Here is a 16,487-nt window from a genome sequence, read left to right on the forward strand (position 1 = left end):
TTCCGCACAGAATCCGCATCGACTGCGCGCGCCCATGGACCTCAACCTGCACTCCCTGCCGCGCCGCCTGATCGAACTGCGAATCGAGCATGCCGATCTCGACGACCTGATCGACCAGGCCGCGCTGACCTTGTCCGACGACGAACTGAGCCTGCGCCGCCTGAAAAAACGCCGCCTGCGTCTGCGCGACCAGATCGCGCGGTTGGAGGCGGAACTCGATCCGCCCGAGCCGGCGTGAGCCCCCTGGAAGAGGCGGTTTCAGCCGCATTCGCGCACGGCGGGGCGCTCGCGCAGGCCGACGCCAACCATGTCGAGCGTGACGTGCAACTGCGCATGGCGCTCGGGGTCGCGCAGGCGATCGAGACGCGCAGCGCGCTCGTCGCCGAAGCCGGGACCGGCGTCGGCAAGACCTTCGCCTATCTGGTGCCCACGCTGCTCAGCGGCGCGCGTGCGCTCGTCAGTACCGCGACGAAGAGCCTGCAGGATCAGCTCTTCCTGCGCGACATCCCGCGCCTGCGCGACGCACTGAAGCTGCCGGTCACGGTTGCGCTGCTCAAGGGGCGCAGCAGCTACCTGTGCCTGCACCGGCTGAACCAGGCGCGCCAGGCCGAGACGCTGCCGGATCGCTGGGCCGTGCGCACGCTCGCGAAGGTCGAGCAGTGGTCGCACGTGACCGTCAGCGGCGACCTGGCCGAGCTCGACGGCCTGGACGAGCGCAGCAGCGTGATCCCGCTCGTGACCTCGACGCGCGAGAACTGCCTGGGCCAGGAGTGCCCGCAGTTTCGCCAGTGCCATGTCGTGAAGGCGCGGCGCGAGGCGATGCTCGCCGACCTGGTGGTCGTGAACCACCACCTGTTCTTCGCCGACATGAGCCTGCGCGATACCGGCGTGGCCGAGTTGCTGCCGAGCGTCGAGGTTGCGCTGTTCGACGAGGCGCACCAGTTGACCGAGGCCGGTGTGCAATTCCTCGGCACGACGCTGGGCAGCGCGCAGGTGATCGATTTCGCGCGCGACATGCTGGGCGCCGGCCTGCAGCAAGCGCGTGGGCTGCAGCCCTGGCAGGACCTCGCGGCAGCCTGCGATCGGGCAGCGCGCGATCTGCGCATCGCGGCCGCCGGCCGGCTGCGCGATTTGCGCGGCACGCTCAAGCTGCGCTGGAACGAGCGCGGCACGCAGGACGATTTCACGAGCGCGCTCGACGGCCTGCGCCAGACCTGCGAGGCCGCGGCGGCCGCGCTGAAAGTCGTCGTCGAGATGTCGCCCGACTTCGTCAAGCTGATGGAGCGAGCGAGCCAGTTCGGCGCGCTCGCGCAGCGCTTCGGCGAGCCGGCCGAGGACGGCAACGTGCGCTGGATCGATGTCTCGCCGCACCAGGCGCGGCTGGTCGAATCGCCGCTGGACATCCGCGATGCGCTGCGCGAGCAGATGGCCTTGGCGCCAAAGGCCTGGGTGTTCACGTCGGCCACGCTCGGCGACGACGAGCGGCTCTCGTGGTTCACCGAATCGGCCGGCCTGACCGATGCGCGCACCTTGCGGCTGGGCAGCCCGTTCGACTATGCGGCGCACGCGCGCCTGTACATCCCGCGCGGCTTCCCGAAGCCGAACGAGCCCGAGCACGCGGCCTCGGTCGCGCTGCTGGCATCGCGCTGCGCGCGTTCGCTGGGTGGGCGCACCTTCGTGTTGACGACGACGCTGCGCGCACTGCAGACGATCGGCGAACGCCTGCGCGCCGAGTTCGATGCCAACGGCGACGCGCTGCAGGTGCTGATGCAGGGCCAGATGCCGAAGCGCCAGCTGATGCAACAGTTCCTCGCGCAACCGCGTTCGGTGCTGGTCGGCTCGCAGAGCTTCTGGGAGGGCATCGACGTGCCCGGCGACGCGCTGCAATGCGTGCTGATCGACAAGCTGCCGTTCCCGCCGCCGAACGATCCGCTCGTCGAGGCCCGCGTCAAGCGGCTCGAGGGCGAAGGCCGCAACCCGTTCGCCGACTACTTCGTCGCCGAGGCCGCGGTGTCGCTGAAGCAGGGTGCCGGGCGTCTGATCCGCAGCGAGACGGATCGCGGCCTGCTGGTGGTCTGCGACCCGCGCATGGCGGGCATGAATTACGGCAAGCGACTGCGCGAAGCACTGCCGCCGATGGCGATGGTCGCGAGCGAGTCCGAGGCGCTAGACTGGCTGGGCACCTTGGCCGGCGCGGCGCTGCCGTTCTGAGGCGGCCGGCGCGCGCCGCCGTCTATCTCACCAGAGCTGCCACCACGCCCGCTTCGCCGAGCCGAGACCCTCGGTCGGGATCGTCGTCGCCGGGAAGTTCTTCAGCAGCACGCGGTTCGCGTCGTCGCGCAGTTCGTTCAGGCCGAGCTTGTCGTAGCTCTCCGACATGATGTAGAGCGCCTCCTGGGCCGAGGGCGACTGCTGGAACTCGGCCACCACGGTCTGCGCCCGGTTCGCCGCGGCGACGTACGCGCCGCGTCGGAAGTAGTAGCGCGCCACGTGCACCTCGTAGGCGGCGAGCGAGTTGACGATGTAGTTCATGCGCACGCGCGCATCGTCGGCGTAGAGCGACTGCGGGAACTGGTCGACGAGCTGCTTGAACGACTGGTACGAGTCGCGCGCGGCCTGCTGGTCGCGCTCGGAGAGGTCTTGCCGCGCCAGGCTGCCGAGCAACCCGAGGTTGTCGTTGAAGTTGATCAGGCCCTGCAGGTACAGCGCGTAGTCGACCGCAGCGCTCGTCGGGTGCAGCTTGATGAAACGCTCGAGTGTCGACAGCGCCTGCGCTTTCTCACCGCCCTTGTAGAGCATGTAGGCGCGCTCGATCTGGGCCTGCTGCGCGAGCGCGGTGCCGGAGGCGCGGCCCTCGAGCCGCTCGTAGAGCTTGCCGGCGCGCTCGAAGTTGCCCTGCGAGGCTTCTTCCTTGGCCTCCGCATACAATCTCTCGGCGCTCCACTGCGACTCGGGCTCACGCGGGTTCGTACCGCAACCAGCGAGCACGGCCATCAGCATCGCCAGCGCGATGGCGCGGGGCCGTCGCAGCACACTCATTTGAATCATCGGGCCTGGGGCGAGCCGCGAGAGCGGCGCCATCCTGTCAAGAAAACGAGTCGCGATTATATGGTTCAGCCCCCGGCGCCCGCGCCCGAAGACCCGGCCGGTGCCGATGCCGCTGTCGACGACGCCGAGCTCGATGCGCCCTGGAGCGCACAGCCCGAGCGACGCACGGCACCGGTGCCGGCGCAGCTCCACGGCCAGCGGCTCGACAAGGCCGTCGTCGCGATGGCTGGCGAGTTCTCGCGCAATCATCTGCAGGGGCTGATCGAGTCGGGTCATGTCAGCGTCGATGGGGTCGTCGCGGGCAGCGCGTCGCGCAAGGTGCTGGCCGGACAGGTGATTGCCGTCGACCTGGTGCCCACCGCCGAGAGCCGCGCGTTCCGGCCCGAGACGCTGCCGATCGCGGTGGTGTTCGAGGACGAGCACCTGCTTGTCGTCGACAAGGTGGCCGGCATGGTCGTCCACCCGGCGGCGGGTAACTGGTCGGGCACGCTGCTGAACGCGCTGCTCGCCCACCACCGCGCCGCCGCGAGCCTGCCGCGCGCCGGCATCGTGCACCGCCTCGACAAGGACACCTCGGGGCTGATGGTCGTCGGCAAGACGCTGCCGGCGCTGACGGCGTTGACGCGCGCGATCGCGGCGCGCGAGGTGCATCGCGAGTACCTCGCGATCGCGCACGGCGAAGTGCGTCTGGCCGAATTCAGCATCGACGCGCCGCTCGCGCGCGACCCGCAGTCGCGCGTCCGCATGGCGATCGTCGCGTCCGGCAAGCCGGCGCGCACCGACGTCCTGGCGATTGCGCGCGCCGACGGCTTCAGCGCGCTGCGCTGCAAGCTGCACACCGGGCGCACGCATCAGATCCGCATCCACCTCGCGTCGCGTGGGCACCCGCTGGTCGCCGACGCGGTCTACGGCGGCAAGCCGGCGCTCGGCATGCGGCGCCAGGCGCTGCATGCAACCCGGCTCGGCTTCGCGCATCCGGTTTCCGGCGCGCTCGTCTGGTTCGACGCGCCGCCGCCGGCCGACTTCGCGTCGGCTTGGCGCAACGTGGCGGGCGTGGACATCGGATAGCGTTCGCACGTCGCGCCGGTCGTTCGGTACAATGCGCCCAATCCTTTCCGACGCCGACCCTCGCGGTGGCACCTCGAGGTGCCCCGAGCCCACACCGAGTGTGGCCGCGACGAAGCCCCCGGGAAGTGAGCCGCGCACCGAAGGTGCCCCGAACCGGCGTGACGCGAGAAGCGTCGCCCACCTGCCAGCCGCGAAACGCGATGCTCGAGCCCGACCGGCCGGGCATCCTCCGTGAGCGATGAGCGGCATCTGCACTGAATCACGAATGTCAGTCGAATACCAGCCGGGTGCGATCCGGCCGAGGATGTGAACAAAGCCCATGAATAGCCAGGATGCGAAGCGCGTCCTCGAGACCGCCCTGATCTGCGCGAGCCAGCCGCTGCCCTTGCGTGACATGCGCGTTCTGTTCGCCGACGAGATCGGTCACGACACCCTGCGTTCGCTGCTCGACGAGCTGACCCGCGAATGGGAAGGCCGCGGCGTCGAGCTCGTCGCGCTGGCTTCCGGCTGGCGCCTGCAGAGCCGCCCCGAGATGCGCGAGTACCTCGATCGGCTCAACCCGGAGAAGCCGCCGAAATACTCGCGCGCCGTGATGGAGACGCTGGCGATCATCGCGTACCGCCAGCCGGTGACGCGCGGCGACATCGAAGACATCCGCGGCGTCACCGTCGCGAGCCAGATCATCAAACAACTCGAGGACCGCGGCTGGGTCGAAGCGATCGGCTACCGCGAATCGCCCGGGCGCCCGGCGCTGCTGGCGACGACGAAGCAGTTCCTCGACGACCTCGGCCTGGCCAGCCTCGAACAGCTGCCGCTGCTCGCCGGCGCGGCGCCCGATTCCGAAACACTGGCGGGCACGATGCTCGAGCAAGGCTCGCTGCTGGACCCGCCGGCCGATGCCCCGCAAGCCGAGGCCCCGGCCACCGAGGACGCTGCCGATGCGTCCGCCGCCCCTTCTCCCGATCGTCCCGACGAGCCTGCGGCGGATGCCGCCCCGATGGAATCTCACGAATGAACGTCAATCCAGAAACTTCGCTGCCGCCCGACGCGGATGACACCGCCCTGAACGACAGCGCGGAAGCGCCTGCGAAGCCAGCCCGGCGACGCCGGACGACGAAGGCCGACGAGGCCGTCGCGACCGCAGCGCCCGAGACCGCAGCCGCCGAGGCTGTCGTCGAGCCGGCGCCGAAGCCGAAGCGCCGGCGCGCCGCGGCGAGCGTTGCTGCGGCCGGTGACGAGGCCCCGACGGCCGAGTCGCTGCCGCCGGCATCGGAGCCTGCCGTCGCACCCGCGCGGGCGACCGAGGTCGAACCGATCGGCGCCGCGGCGCCGATCGAGAGTCTTCCCGGCGACGAAGCAACGACCGAAGGCGCCGACGATGCCGAAGGCACGGCCGATGGCGCAGACGCCGGCGACGGTCCGCGCGGCCGGCGTCGCGGGCGTCGCGATCGCAAGCGCGGCGAGCCGCGCGATCCGGCGAGCACCGAGGCCGGCGCCGAAAGCGCGCCCGTGGCGCCGGTGCAGACCGGCGAGCTGTTCGCGCAGGTGCTGTCGGGCGAATTCGATGTCAACGGCGAACCCGAACCCGAGCCCGAGATGGCCGGCGAAGAAGACACCGCGGCCGCGCCGAAGCGCGTGCTGCTGCCCGAGCCCGAGGCGCCGAAGCTGCACAAGGTGCTCGCGCAGTCGGGCATCGGCTCGCGCCGCGACATGGAAGACCTGATTGCCGACGGCCACGTGATGGTGAATGGCGAGCCGGCGCATGTCGGCCAGCGCGTCTCGTTCGGCGACCGCGTGCAGGTCAACGGCAAGCCGGTGAAGCTGCGTATCGTTCCGCCGCCGCCGCGCATCATCGCGTACCACAAGCCGGTCGGCGAGATCGTCACGAACGACGATCCGCAGAACCGTCCGACCGTGTTCCGACGCCTGCCGCGGCTTCAGCAGGGCAAGTGGCAGTCGGTCGGCCGGCTCGACATCAACACCGAGGGCCTGCTGCTGTTCACGAACTCCGGTGAGCTCGCGAACCAGCTGATGCATCCGCGCTTCGGCGTCGAGCGCGAATATGCGGTGCGCCTGCTCGGAACGCTGACCGAAGAGAACAAGGCGAGCCTGCTCGCCGGCGTCGACGTCGACGGCCAGAAGGCGAGCTTCAAGTCGATCACCGAAGGTGGTGGTGACGGCGCGAATCACTGGTACCGCGTCGTCATCACCGAAGGCCGCAATCGCGAAGTGCGCAAGCTGTTCGACACGGTCGGCCTGACGGTCAGCCGGCTGATCCGCATCCGCTATGGCACCGTGGTGCTGCCGCTCGGCCTGAAGCGCGGCGTGTGGGTCGACCTCGAAGAGGGCGACGTGCGCGCGATCCGCCGCCTGGCCAGCGGCGAGAACAACGCGCCGCGCGCCGAGCGCAACGACAACAACAACGCGCGCGCCGGCGGTCGTGGCAACGAACCGCGCCAGGGCGGCCAGCAACAGCCGCGCAACGAGCGCCAGGGGGGCCGCCAGAACGACCGCCAGGGCGATCGGCAACGCGGCCCGCGCCGCGACGGCAACGCGCCGGCGCCGCAGGCTTTTGCCGAGGGCATGGAGCGTGCGGCGGAGCGTCACGACGACGATGACGACATGGACTTCGATCCCGCATCGATCCCGAATCCGCTCGAGCAGACCTTCGACAAGCGCTTCGTCTCGAACCCGCGCAGCCCGGTCGGCGGGCGCGGCTTCCGCAACGGCGGCGGCGGTGGCTTCGGTGCCGGTGGCAGCGGCCCGGCGCCGGGCCCGAAGCGCGGCGGCGGGCAGGGCGGTGGGCCGAAGCAGCCCGACCCGCTGCAGACCGCGCTCGGCGTGTTCGGTGCCGATGCCTTCCATCGCAAGAACCGCGGTGGTGGGGGCGGTGGCGGCGGCGGCGGCGGGCGCGGTGGCAACCGGGGCGGCGGCGGTGGCAACAGCGGCGGCGGTTTTGGCGGTGGCGGCGGCGGCCGCCGCGGGCGCTGACGCGACCGTGCCTTCATCAGCCGGCAAGGCTCGCACGCTACAATCTAAGGCTTTGCCAAGTACTTGATTCCAGGAGAAAAAACATGGCCATCGAACGCACGCTTTCGATCATCAAACCCGACGCCGTCGCGAAGAACGTGATCGGTCAGATCTACGCCCGCTTTGAAGGCGCCGGCCTGAAGGTCGTCGCCGCGAAGATGGCGCACCTGTCGCGCGGTGAGGCCGAGGCCTTCTATGCGGTGCACAAGGCACGCCCGTTCTTCAAGGACCTGGTCGACTTCATGATTTCGGGCCCGGTGATGATCCAGGCACTCGAAGGCGAAGGCGCGATCATGAAGAACCGCGACCTGATGGGCGCGACCGACCCGAAGAAGGCCGAGAAGGGCACGATCCGCGCCGACTTCGCCGACAGCATCGACGCGAACGCAGTGCACGGTTCCGACGCGGCCGAGACGGCAGCGGTCGAGATCGCGTTCTTCTTCCCCGCGATGAACGTTTACAGCCGCTGACTGCCGTGAACCTCCCGGAGCCGGGCCCCAGGGGGTCGACCGACGCATTCGTCGGTCAGGGGGCTCCATCGGCCAACTTGCTCGAGCTCGACCGCGACGCGCTGGCTGCATTCTGCGAGCAGCTCGGCGAGAAGCGCTTCCGCGCGACGCAGCTGTTCCGCTGGATCCACCAGAAGGGCGCGGCCGATTTCGCGCAGATGTCTGATCTGGCGAAATCGCTGCGCGACAAGCTCAGCGGTCGCGCCGTGATCGCGGCGATGCCGCTGCTCAGCGAGCAGGCCTCGAGCGACGGCACGATCAAGTGGCTGTTCGATGTCGGCGACGGCAACGCGGTCGAGACCGTGTTCATCCCCGAAGACGATCGCGGCACGCTGTGCATCTCTTCACAGGCCGGCTGCGCGGTCGGCTGCCGCTTCTGCTCGACCGGCCACCAGGGTTTCAGCCGCAACCTGACGACCGGCGAGATCATCGCGCAGCTGTGGTTCGCCGAGCACCAGCTGCGCCGGCGCCTCAAGAACCTGCCGGACGGCGAGCGCGAAGATTCTGGAGACGACAAGCGTGTCATCACGAACGTCGTGATGATGGGCATGGGCGAGCCGTTGCAGAACTACGCGGCGCTGCTGCCGGCGTTGCGCATGATGCTCGACGACCATGGCTACGGCCTCTCGCGGCGCCGTGTCACCGTGTCGACCTCGGGCGTCGTGCCGATGATCGAGCGGCTGCGCGACGACTGCCCGGTCGCGCTGGCGGTCTCGCTGCACGCGCCGAGCGATGCGCTGCGCGACGACCTGGTGCCGCTGAACCGCAAGTACCCGCTGCACGAATTGCTCGCTGCCTGTCGCGCCTACCTCGCGAAGGCGCCGCGCGACTTCATCACGCTCGAGTACTGCATGCTCGACGGCGTCAACGACAGCGACGCGCAGGCGCGCGAGCTGCTTGCGCTGGTCAATGACCCGAAGACCGGCATTGCCTGCAAGTTCAACCTGATTCCGTTCAACCCGTTCCCTGAATCCGGCCTGACGCGCTCGCCGAGCGAGCGCGTCGGCGCATTCGCCCGCGTACTGCAGGAAGGCGGGCTGATCGCGACCGTTCGCAAGACGCGCGGCGACGACATTGCCGCCGCCTGCGGCCAGCTCGCCGGTGAGGTTCAGGATCGAACCAACGCGAAGGCTCGCATGACGCGTGCCCCCGTGAAGCTGCACCGCAGCGGCTCGGCCGTGACCGTGGCGATCGCCGCGGGCCGCGCCGACCGACAGGAGACGAACCGATGAAGCTGCTGCCGTTGCCGAGCCGTTCGCGGCACTGGCTGCCTGTGCTGTTGACGATCGCCGCGCTCGCGGGCTGCACGACGCAGACCACCGTGACCGGATCGGTCGGTGACGGCAAGGATCTCGTGACCGCCTCCGACGAGTCCGATGCCAGCAAGCGCGCGCACCTGCGCATGGAGCTCGCCTCGGGCTACTTCAGCCGCGGCCAGATGACGACCGCGCTCGACCAGGTCAAGCTCGCGCTGCAGGCCGATCCGACGCTCGCCGAGGCCTACAACCTGCGCGGCCTGATCTACGGCAACCTCGGCGACGACAAGCTCGCCGAAGAGAGCTTTCGCCGTGCACTGCAGCTCAGCCCGCGCGACGCCGACACGATGCAGAACTTCGGCTACTACCTGTGCCAGAAGAAGCGCTACCCGGAGGCGAGCGCGATGTTCGACCAGGCGCTGGCCGCACCGCAGTACCGCGACCAGTCGCGCACGCTGCTGACGAAGGGCGTCTGCGAGGCTTTCGCGGGCCAGCTCGCCCAATCGGAGGCGACACTGACGCGCGCCTACGAGCTCGATCCGAAGAACCCGTCGACCGCGGTGAACCTGTCCGAGGTGCTGTACCGCCGCGGCGACTACGAGCGCGCCCGCTTCTACATCCGCCGCGTCAACGCCGTGCCGGCACTGACCGGCGCGCAGACACTGTGGCTGGCCGCGCGCATCGAGCAGCGGCTCGGCAATCGCTCGGGCGCCCAGGAATTCGGTGACCAGCTGCGTAGGCGTTTCCCGGATTCGCGCGAAGCCGCATCGTTCGAACGGGGCAACTTCGATGAGTGACACGCCCGAGTCCGCAGCACCGGCACCGGCTCCGTCCCGACCGACCACGGCCGGCGGCCTGTTGCGGCAGGCTCGTCAAGCTCAGGGCCTGCACATTGCGGCGCTCGCGGCGGCGATCAAGGTCGTGCCGCGCAAGCTCGAGCTGCTCGAGTCCGACCAGTTCGACCAGCTGCCCGACGCGACCTTCACGCGCGCGCTCGCGCAGACCGTCTGCCGCACGCTGAAGATCGATGCCGCGCCGATCCTCGCGCTGCTGCCGCCGCCCAAGGGCCACCGGCTCGAGCAGGTGGCCGAGGGCCTGAACACGCCGTTCCGCGAACGGCCGGGCCGCCTCGAACCGAAGGATTGGGCGAGTCTGACGAACCCGGTGCTGTGGATCGCCGGCCTGATCGTCGTGCTGACGCTGGCGATGTACGCGATGCCGGCCCGCTGGCTGCCGTTCGGGAGCTCGGCGGTCACGCGGCCGCGGCCGGCCGATGTCGCCACGGCGCCGGCGATCGTCACGAGCACGGTTCCGACGCCGATCGCGGCGGCTTCGGCCGCGGCCAGCGACGCGGCGCCGGCGCCGACGATGGCGGTGACGCCGGCACCGGCCGCCTCCGAACCCGCGCTCGCGACCGAGCCCGATGCGGTGACCGCGGTCGCCGCTTCGGGCGTGCTGCAGTTTCGCGCCAGCGCGCAGACGTGGATCGAGGTCACCGATGCGCGCGGGCAATCACTGATCTCGCGCGTGCTGGAACCGGGCGAGAGCGTCGGCCTCGACGGCGTCATGCCGATGAAGGTCAGAATCGGCAACGCCGCCGTGACGCAGGTCGTGTTCCGCGGCCAGCCGCTGGCGCTCGCGGCGTACACGCGCGACAACATCGCGCGGCTCGACCTGAAGTAGCCCAGGGCCCGACACCATGAGCGACATGAACCTGCCTTCGTCCGCCATCGACGCCCTCGAGGCCATCGACGATTTCGTCGCGCCCGCGCAGCCGCCGGTGCATCGCACGCGCCAGGCGAAAGTGGCCTGGGGCGCGCGCGTCGTCACGGTCGGCGGCGGCGCCCCGGTGCGGGTGCAGGCGATGACCAACACCGACACGGTCGATGCGATCGGCACCGCGATCCAGGTCAAGGAACTGGCGATCGCCGGCTCGGAGATGGTGCGCATCACTGTCAACACGCCCGAGGCCGCGGCCGCGGTGCCCTACATCCGCGAGCAGCTCGACCGGATGGGCATCGACGTGCCGCTGATCGGCGACTTTCACTACAACGGCCACCGGCTGCTGACCGAACACCCGGCGTGCGCCGAGGCGCTCAGCAAGTACCGCATCAACCCCGGCAACGTCGGCAAGGGCGACAAGCACGACCGCCAGTTCGCGCAGATGGTCGAGGCCGCCGCGAAGTACGACAAGGCGGTGCGCATCGGCGTCAACTGGGGCAGCCTGGACCAGGAACTGCTGACCGGCATGATGGACGCGAACGCGCAGCTCGCCGAGCCGTTCGAGCCGCAGCAGATCATGTACCGCGCGATCCTGACCTCGGCGATCCAGTCGGCGCGACGCGCCGAGGCGCTGGGCCTGCGCGGCGACCAGATCATCCTGTCGTGCAAGATGTCCGGCGTGCAGGACCTGATCAGCGTCTATCGCGCGCTGGCCAAGCGCTGCGACTACGCGCTGCACCTCGGGCTGACCGAGGCCGGCATGGGCACGAAGGGAACGGTCGCGTCGACCGCGGCGCTCGGCGTGCTGCTGCAGGAAGGCATCGGCGACACGATCCGCGTGTCTCTCACGCCGCAGCCCGGCGAAGCGCGCACGCAGGAGGTCGTCGTCGCGCTCGAGATTCTGCAGGCGCTGGGCCTGCGCCAGTTCAACCCGAGCGTGACCGCGTGCCCTGGCTGCGGCCGCACGACCAGCACGACGTTCCAGGAGCTCGCGAAGCAGATCGACGACTACCTGCGCGCGCAGATGCCGACCTGGAAGGCGCGCTATCCCGGCGTCGAGAAGATGAAGGTCGCGGTGATGGGCTGCATCGTGAACGGCCCGGGCGAAAGCAAGCATGCCGACATCGGCATCAGCCTGCCCGGCACCGGCGAGGCGCCGGCCGCACCGGTGTTCATCGACGGCGAGAAGGCGCTGACCTTGCGCGGCGACAACATCGCGGCCGAGTTCCATGCGCTGGTCGAGCGCTACATCGAGCAGCGCTTCGGCGCGGCATCGGCGCATTGACCCGCGCTCCTCGCCGCCCTGCGGCGAAGGGAAAAATTCAACGAGTTCCCATGGCTGAACAACAACTGCGTGCCGTCAAGGGCATGAACGACATCCTGCCGCCCGAATCGGCGCGCTGGGAATGGTTCGAAACCAAGGTGCGCGGGCTGATGGCCCGCTACGCCTATGCCAACGTGCGCACGCCGATCGTCGAGCCGACCGCGCTGTTCGTGCGCGGCATCGGCGAGGTGACCGACATCGTCGAGAAGGAGATGTACTCGTTCGAGGACTCTATGAACGGCGACAAGCTCACGCTGCGCCCCGAGGCCACCGCCGGCATCGTGCGCGCGATGGTCGAGCACAACGCGCTGTACAACGGGCCGCTGCGGGTCTGGTCGCAGGTCTCGGTGTTCCGGCACGAGCGACCGCAGAAGGGGCGTTACCGCCAATTCCACCAGATCGATGTCGAGGCGCTGGGCTTTGCCGGACCGGATGTCGACGCCGAGCAGATCCTGATGTGCCGCGCGCTGCTGCACGACCTGGGGCTGACCGATGCGCACGTGCGCCTGGAGCTCAACAACCTCGGGCAGCCGGCCGAGCGCATGGCGCACCGCGCCGCGCTGATCGCGCACTTCGAGGCCCATGCCGACGCGCTCGACGACGATGCCAGGCGTCGCCTGCACAGCAACCCGCTGCGCATCCTCGACACGAAGAACCCTTCGATGCAGGCGACGGTCGACGCCGCGCCGCAGTTGATGGATTTTCTCGGCGAGGCCTCGCTTGCGCACCTGAACGCGGTGCGCGCGGTGCTCGACGCGGCGGGGGTCGGGTACCGCATCAATCCGCGCCTGGTGCGCGGCCTGGACTACTACAACCTGACCGTGTTCGAGTGGATCACCGACCAGCTCGGCTCGCAGGGCACGGTCTGCGGCGGCGGCCGCTACGACGGCCTGTTCGAGCAGCTTGGCGGCAAGCCGACGCCGGCGGTCGGCTGGGGCATGGGGATCGAACGCATGCTGCTGCTGCTCGAAGCCGTCGGCGTGCAGCCGCCCGAGAGCGCACCGGATGTCTACGCGATCGTGCCTGCGGCCGACGCGATGCCGACCGCGATCGCGGCCTGCGAGGCGCTGCGCGCGGTCGGCGTCAACGTGCAGATGCACGCGGCCGGTGCCGAAGCCTGGGGCGGCATGAAGAGCCAGTTCAAGCGTGCCGACGCGAGCGGCGCGCGTTTCGCGCTGATCTTCGGCGCCGACGAACTCGCGCGCGGCGAGCTCGCGCTGAAGTCGCTGCGCGACGCCGGCGTGCCGCAGCGCACGCTCGCGCTCGCCGAGTTGGCCGCCTGGGCCGCCGAGCTGCGCACCGCATAATCCCGCCTTCACTGGAAACCTCCCGTCCATGGCCACCCATCTCGACCTCGAAGAACAAGAACAGCTCGACCAGCTGAAAGCCTTCTGGAAGCGCTACGGCAACCTGCTGACCTGGGTGCTGATCGCCGTGCTCGGCGCCTATGCCGCATGGAACGGCTGGAACTGGTGGCAGCGCGATCAGGCGGGCAAATCGAGCGCGATGTTCGACCAGCTCGACAAGGCGGTGCAGGCCGGCGACGTCGACCAGGCCGGGCGCGTCTTCGCCGACCTGAGAGATCGCTACCCGCGCACCGCGTTCACCGAGCAGGGCGGCCTGCTGGCGGCGAAGCTGCAGGCCGAAAAGGGCAAGACCGACGCAGCGCTCCAGACGCTCGCGTGGGTCGGCGCGAATGCGGCCGAGGCCGAATACCAGACGGTCGCGAAGATGCGCGCTGCCGGCATCCTGCTCGACCAGAAGAAGTACGACGAGGCGCTGAAGCAGCTCGACGCTGCGACCGCCCCCGAATTCGTCGCGCTCGCGCAGGACCGCCGCGGCGACGTGCTGCTCGCGCAGGGCAAGAAGGACGACGCGAAGGCCGCCTACGCGAAGGCCTGGGCCGCGATGGACCCGAAGGTCGACTACCGGCGCCTGATCGAAGCCAAGCTCACCTCGCTCGGTGTTGCGCCCGCCGAGGGCGCAAAGATCACCGAGGTGACGAAGTGACGGCGCGCCGCGGCCTGCGCCGTCTCGGCTCGGCATTGGCGTTGCTCGTGCTGCTGGCCGGCTGTGCCGGCAGCAGCAAGCCCAAGCCGCAGCCGCTCGAGGCGCTGACGCCGAAGCTCACGGCCAGCGTGGCCTGGAGCCAGCACATCGAGGCGGTGCCGTTCCCGCTCGCGGTCGCGGTCACGCGCGGCACGTTCACGGTCGCCGGCGGCGACGGCACCGTGCTCGCGCTCGACGCCGAGACCGGCCGCGAGATCTGGCGCGGCAACGCCGGCGGCAAGCTCGGCGCCGGCGTCGGCAGCGACGGCCGCTTCGCCGCGGTCGTCACGCGCGACGGCGAGCTCGTGGTCTTCGAGCAGGGCCAGGTCAAGTGGCGCAAGCCGCTCGGCACGCGCGTATCAACCGCGCCGCTGGTGGCCGGCGAGCGCGTGTTCGTGCTCGGGGTCGACCGCGCGGTGCAGGCGTTCGACGCGCTCGACGGCCGCAAGCTCTGGGCTCTGCAGCGCCCCGGCGATCCGCTGACGCTGGCGCAATCGGGCGTGCTCGGCGCGTTCAAGAACACGCTGGTCGTGGGCCAGGGGCCGCGCATGGCCGGTGTCGACCCGCTGCAAGGCACCGTCAAGTGGGACGTTCCCGTCGGCTCGCCGCGCGGCGCGAACGAGATCGAGCGACTGGCCGATCTGGTCGGCCCGTCGCTGCGCGTCGGCGAGATGATCTGTGCTCGCTCGTTCCAGGCCGCGGTCGGTTGCGTGAACGCCGAACGCGGCGCCAGCATCTGGAGCAAGAACATCGGCGGCACCGATGCGATCGGCGGCGACGCCGAGTTCGTCTTCGCCGGCGATGCCTCGGACCGCATCAGCGCCTGGAAGACCGCCAGCGGCGATGTCGCGTGGACCACCGACAAGCTGCTCTACCGCACGCTGAGTGCACCGCTGAGCTTCGGCAAGTCGGTCGTGTTCGGCGACGAGGACGGCACCGTGCACTGGCTCGCGCGCGAAACCGGCGAAGCGCAGCTGCGCCTGACGACCGACGGGGGCGCGATCACGGTGCAGCCGGTCGCCTCGGGCAACACGATGCTCGTCGTCACGCGCAAGGGCGGCCTGTTCGCCTTTCGCCCTTAAGCGCACGAGACGCCGCGCCAATGAAACCGGTGATCGCGATCGTGGGCCGCCCGAACGTGGGCAAGTCCACCTTGTTCAACCGGATGACGAAGAGCCGCGACGCGATCGTCGCCGACTTTTCCGGGCTGACCCGCGACCGCCACTACGGCGACGGTCGCCTCGGCGACCACGAGTTCATCGTCGTCGACACCGGCGGCTTCGAGCCCGACAGCACGACCGGCATCGTCAAGGAGATGGCCAAACAGACGCGCCAGGCGGTTGCGGAAGCCGACGCGGTGATCTTCGTCGTCGACGTGCGCTCGGGCGTCTCGGGCCAGGACCATGACATCGCGCGCTACCTGCGCACCGTCGGCAAGAAGGTGATCCTCGCCGTCAACAAGGCCGAGGGGATGCAGGAATCACCGCTGCTCGGCGAATTCTTCGAGCTCGGCCTCGGCGACCCCCACCCGATCTCGTCGGCGCACGGGCAGGGCATCCGCAGCCTGACCGAGGCGGCGCTGGCGCATTTCGAGTTCGAGGATGAGGAAGATGCGACGCCCGAGGACGGCGGCCCGATCCGGCTCGCGGTCGCGGGCCGGCCGAACGTGGGCAAGTCGACGCTGATCAACACCTGGCTCGGCGAGGAGCGCCTGGTGGCGTTCGACCAGCCGGGCACGACGCGCGACGCGATCACCGTGCCGTTCGAGCGCAACGGGCAGAAGTTCGAGCTGATCGACACCGCCGGGCTGCGCCGCCGCGGCAGGGTGTTCGAGGCGATCGAGAAGTTCTCGGTCGTGAAGACGCTGCAGGCCATCGCCGATGCGAACGTCGTGCTGCTGCTGCTCGATGCCACGCAGGGCGTGACCGACCAGGACGCGCACATCGCCGGCTACATCCTCGAAAGCGGCCGTGCGGTCGTGATCGCGATCAACAAGTGGGACGCCGTCGACGGCTACCAGAAGGAGACCCTGCAGCGCTCGATCGAGCAGCGCCTGGCGTTCCTGAAGTTTGCCGCGGTGCTGCACATCTCGGCGATCAAGCGGCAGGGCCTCGGGCCGGTCTGGAAAGCGATCGGCGATGCGCACGCCTCGGCGATCAAGAAGATGCCGACGCCGGTGCTGACGCGGCTGCTGCAGGAGGCCGTCGAGCACCAGGCGCCGAAGCGCGCCGGCGCGTTCCGCCCGAAGCTGCGCTACGCGCACCAGGGCGGCATGAACCCGCCGCTGATCGTGATCCACGGCAACTCGCTGGACCACATCACCGACTCGTACAAGCGCTTCCTCGAAGGGCGCTTCCGCGAGCACTTCAAGCTCACCGGCACGCCGATGCGGATCGAGATGCGCTCGTCGAAGAACCCGTTCGATACCAAAGACTGAGTGACGCCGCGAGGACGCACGGGCAAAGCCCCCAAACTTGCTGC

15 protein-coding genes are annotated in these 16,487 nt (G+C 69.7%); 14 read left to right on the forward strand and 1 reads right to left on the reverse strand.

The features are described 5' to 3' along the window. Nucleotides 1-34: 34 nt before the first annotated feature. Both AC1DTW_RS10765 and yoaA read left to right on the forward strand, forming a co-directional pair. On the forward strand, nt 35-238 hold the full coding sequence (locus AC1DTW_RS10765; protein WP_477981079.1) for a DUF465 domain-containing protein: 204 nt from the start codon (nt 35-37) through the stop codon (nt 236-238). After that, a complete protein-coding gene (gene yoaA, locus AC1DTW_RS10770) occupies nt 235-2,211 on the forward strand; it encodes a DNA repair helicase YoaA (protein WP_477981080.1) in 1,977 nt (658 codons plus the stop codon). The genes AC1DTW_RS10765 and yoaA overlap by 4 nt, the downstream gene beginning before the upstream one ends. Before the next feature lie 27 nt (nt 2,212-2,238). Here the strand turns inward: yoaA and AC1DTW_RS10775 are convergent, their stop codons facing one another. After that, nucleotides 2,239-3,039 carry an outer membrane protein assembly factor BamD gene (locus AC1DTW_RS10775; RefSeq protein ID WP_477981081.1) on the reverse strand — a complete coding sequence of 267 codons (801 nt, stop codon included), beginning with the start codon at nt 3,037-3,039 and terminating at the stop codon, nt 2,239-2,241. A gap of 69 nt (nt 3,040-3,108) precedes the next feature. Here AC1DTW_RS10775 and AC1DTW_RS10780 point away from each other — a divergent pair, with 69 nt between their 5' ends. From AC1DTW_RS10780 to der, 12 genes are all read left to right on the forward strand, one after another. Continuing rightward, nucleotides 3,109-4,116, forward strand: coding sequence for an RluA family pseudouridine synthase (locus AC1DTW_RS10780; RefSeq protein ID WP_477981083.1), 1,008 nt, complete (start codon nt 3,109-3,111; stop codon nt 4,114-4,116). A gap of 319 nt (nt 4,117-4,435) precedes the next feature. Then, complete coding sequence (gene scpB / locus AC1DTW_RS10785) at nt 4,436-5,131, forward strand: SMC-Scp complex subunit ScpB (RefSeq protein ID WP_477981085.1); 696 nt, start codon at nt 4,436-4,438, stop codon at nt 5,129-5,131. Further along, nucleotides 5,128-7,107: a pseudouridine synthase gene (locus AC1DTW_RS10790; RefSeq protein WP_477981087.1), complete on the forward strand. Its 1,980-nt coding sequence runs from the start codon at nt 5,128-5,130 to the stop codon at nt 7,105-7,107. The genes scpB and AC1DTW_RS10790 overlap by 4 nt, the downstream gene beginning before the upstream one ends. Before the next feature lie 83 nt (nt 7,108-7,190). Continuing rightward, nucleotides 7,191-7,616 (forward strand): nucleoside-diphosphate kinase, encoded by a 426-nt coding sequence (ndk, locus tag AC1DTW_RS10795; protein ID WP_477981088.1) that lies wholly within the window; start codon nt 7,191-7,193, stop codon nt 7,614-7,616. A 77-nt stretch (nt 7,617-7,693) separates the two neighbouring features. Beyond that, the gene (gene rlmN, locus AC1DTW_RS10800) at nt 7,694-8,887 is read left to right on the forward strand and encodes a dual-specificity RNA methyltransferase RlmN (RefSeq protein WP_477981308.1); all 1,194 of its coding nucleotides are present in this window, start codon (nt 7,694-7,696) and stop codon (nt 8,885-8,887) included. Next, the gene (gene pilW / locus AC1DTW_RS10805; protein WP_477981089.1) at nt 8,884-9,708 is read left to right on the forward strand and encodes a type IV pilus biogenesis/stability protein PilW; all 825 of its coding nucleotides are present in this window, start codon (nt 8,884-8,886) and stop codon (nt 9,706-9,708) included. Before rlmN ends, pilW begins: the two co-directional genes overlap by 4 nt. Next, on the forward strand, nt 9,701-10,594 hold the full coding sequence (locus tag AC1DTW_RS10810) for a RodZ domain-containing protein (RefSeq protein WP_477981090.1): 894 nt from the start codon (nt 9,701-9,703) through the stop codon (nt 10,592-10,594). The genes pilW and AC1DTW_RS10810 overlap by 8 nt, the downstream gene beginning before the upstream one ends. Before the next feature lie 25 nt (nt 10,595-10,619). Then, nucleotides 10,620-11,918: a flavodoxin-dependent (E)-4-hydroxy-3-methylbut-2-enyl-diphosphate synthase gene (gene ispG, locus AC1DTW_RS10815; protein WP_477981309.1), complete on the forward strand. Its 1,299-nt coding sequence runs from the start codon at nt 10,620-10,622 to the stop codon at nt 11,916-11,918. Nucleotides 11,919-11,968: 50 nt separating this feature from the next. Further along, nucleotides 11,969-13,264, forward strand: a complete 1,296-nt coding sequence (gene hisS / locus AC1DTW_RS10820) for a histidine--tRNA ligase (protein ID WP_477981091.1) — start codon at nt 11,969-11,971, stop codon at nt 13,262-13,264. Between the two features lie 28 nt (nt 13,265-13,292). Then, the gene (locus tag AC1DTW_RS10825) at nt 13,293-13,967 is read left to right on the forward strand and encodes a YfgM family protein (RefSeq protein ID WP_477981092.1); all 675 of its coding nucleotides are present in this window, start codon (nt 13,293-13,295) and stop codon (nt 13,965-13,967) included. Continuing rightward, nucleotides 13,964-15,088: an outer membrane protein assembly factor BamB gene (gene bamB / locus AC1DTW_RS10830; RefSeq protein WP_477981093.1), complete on the forward strand. Its 1,125-nt coding sequence runs from the start codon at nt 13,964-13,966 to the stop codon at nt 15,086-15,088. Before AC1DTW_RS10825 ends, bamB begins: the two co-directional genes overlap by 4 nt. 20 nt (nt 15,089-15,108) lie before the next feature. Next, nucleotides 15,109-16,443 carry a ribosome biogenesis GTPase Der gene (gene der, locus AC1DTW_RS10835; RefSeq protein WP_477981095.1) on the forward strand — a complete coding sequence of 445 codons (1,335 nt, stop codon included), beginning with the start codon at nt 15,109-15,111 and terminating at the stop codon, nt 16,441-16,443. Nucleotides 16,444-16,487: the final 44 nt, after the last annotated feature.

The organism is Rhizobacter sp. P5_A1 (assembly GCF_056400745.1).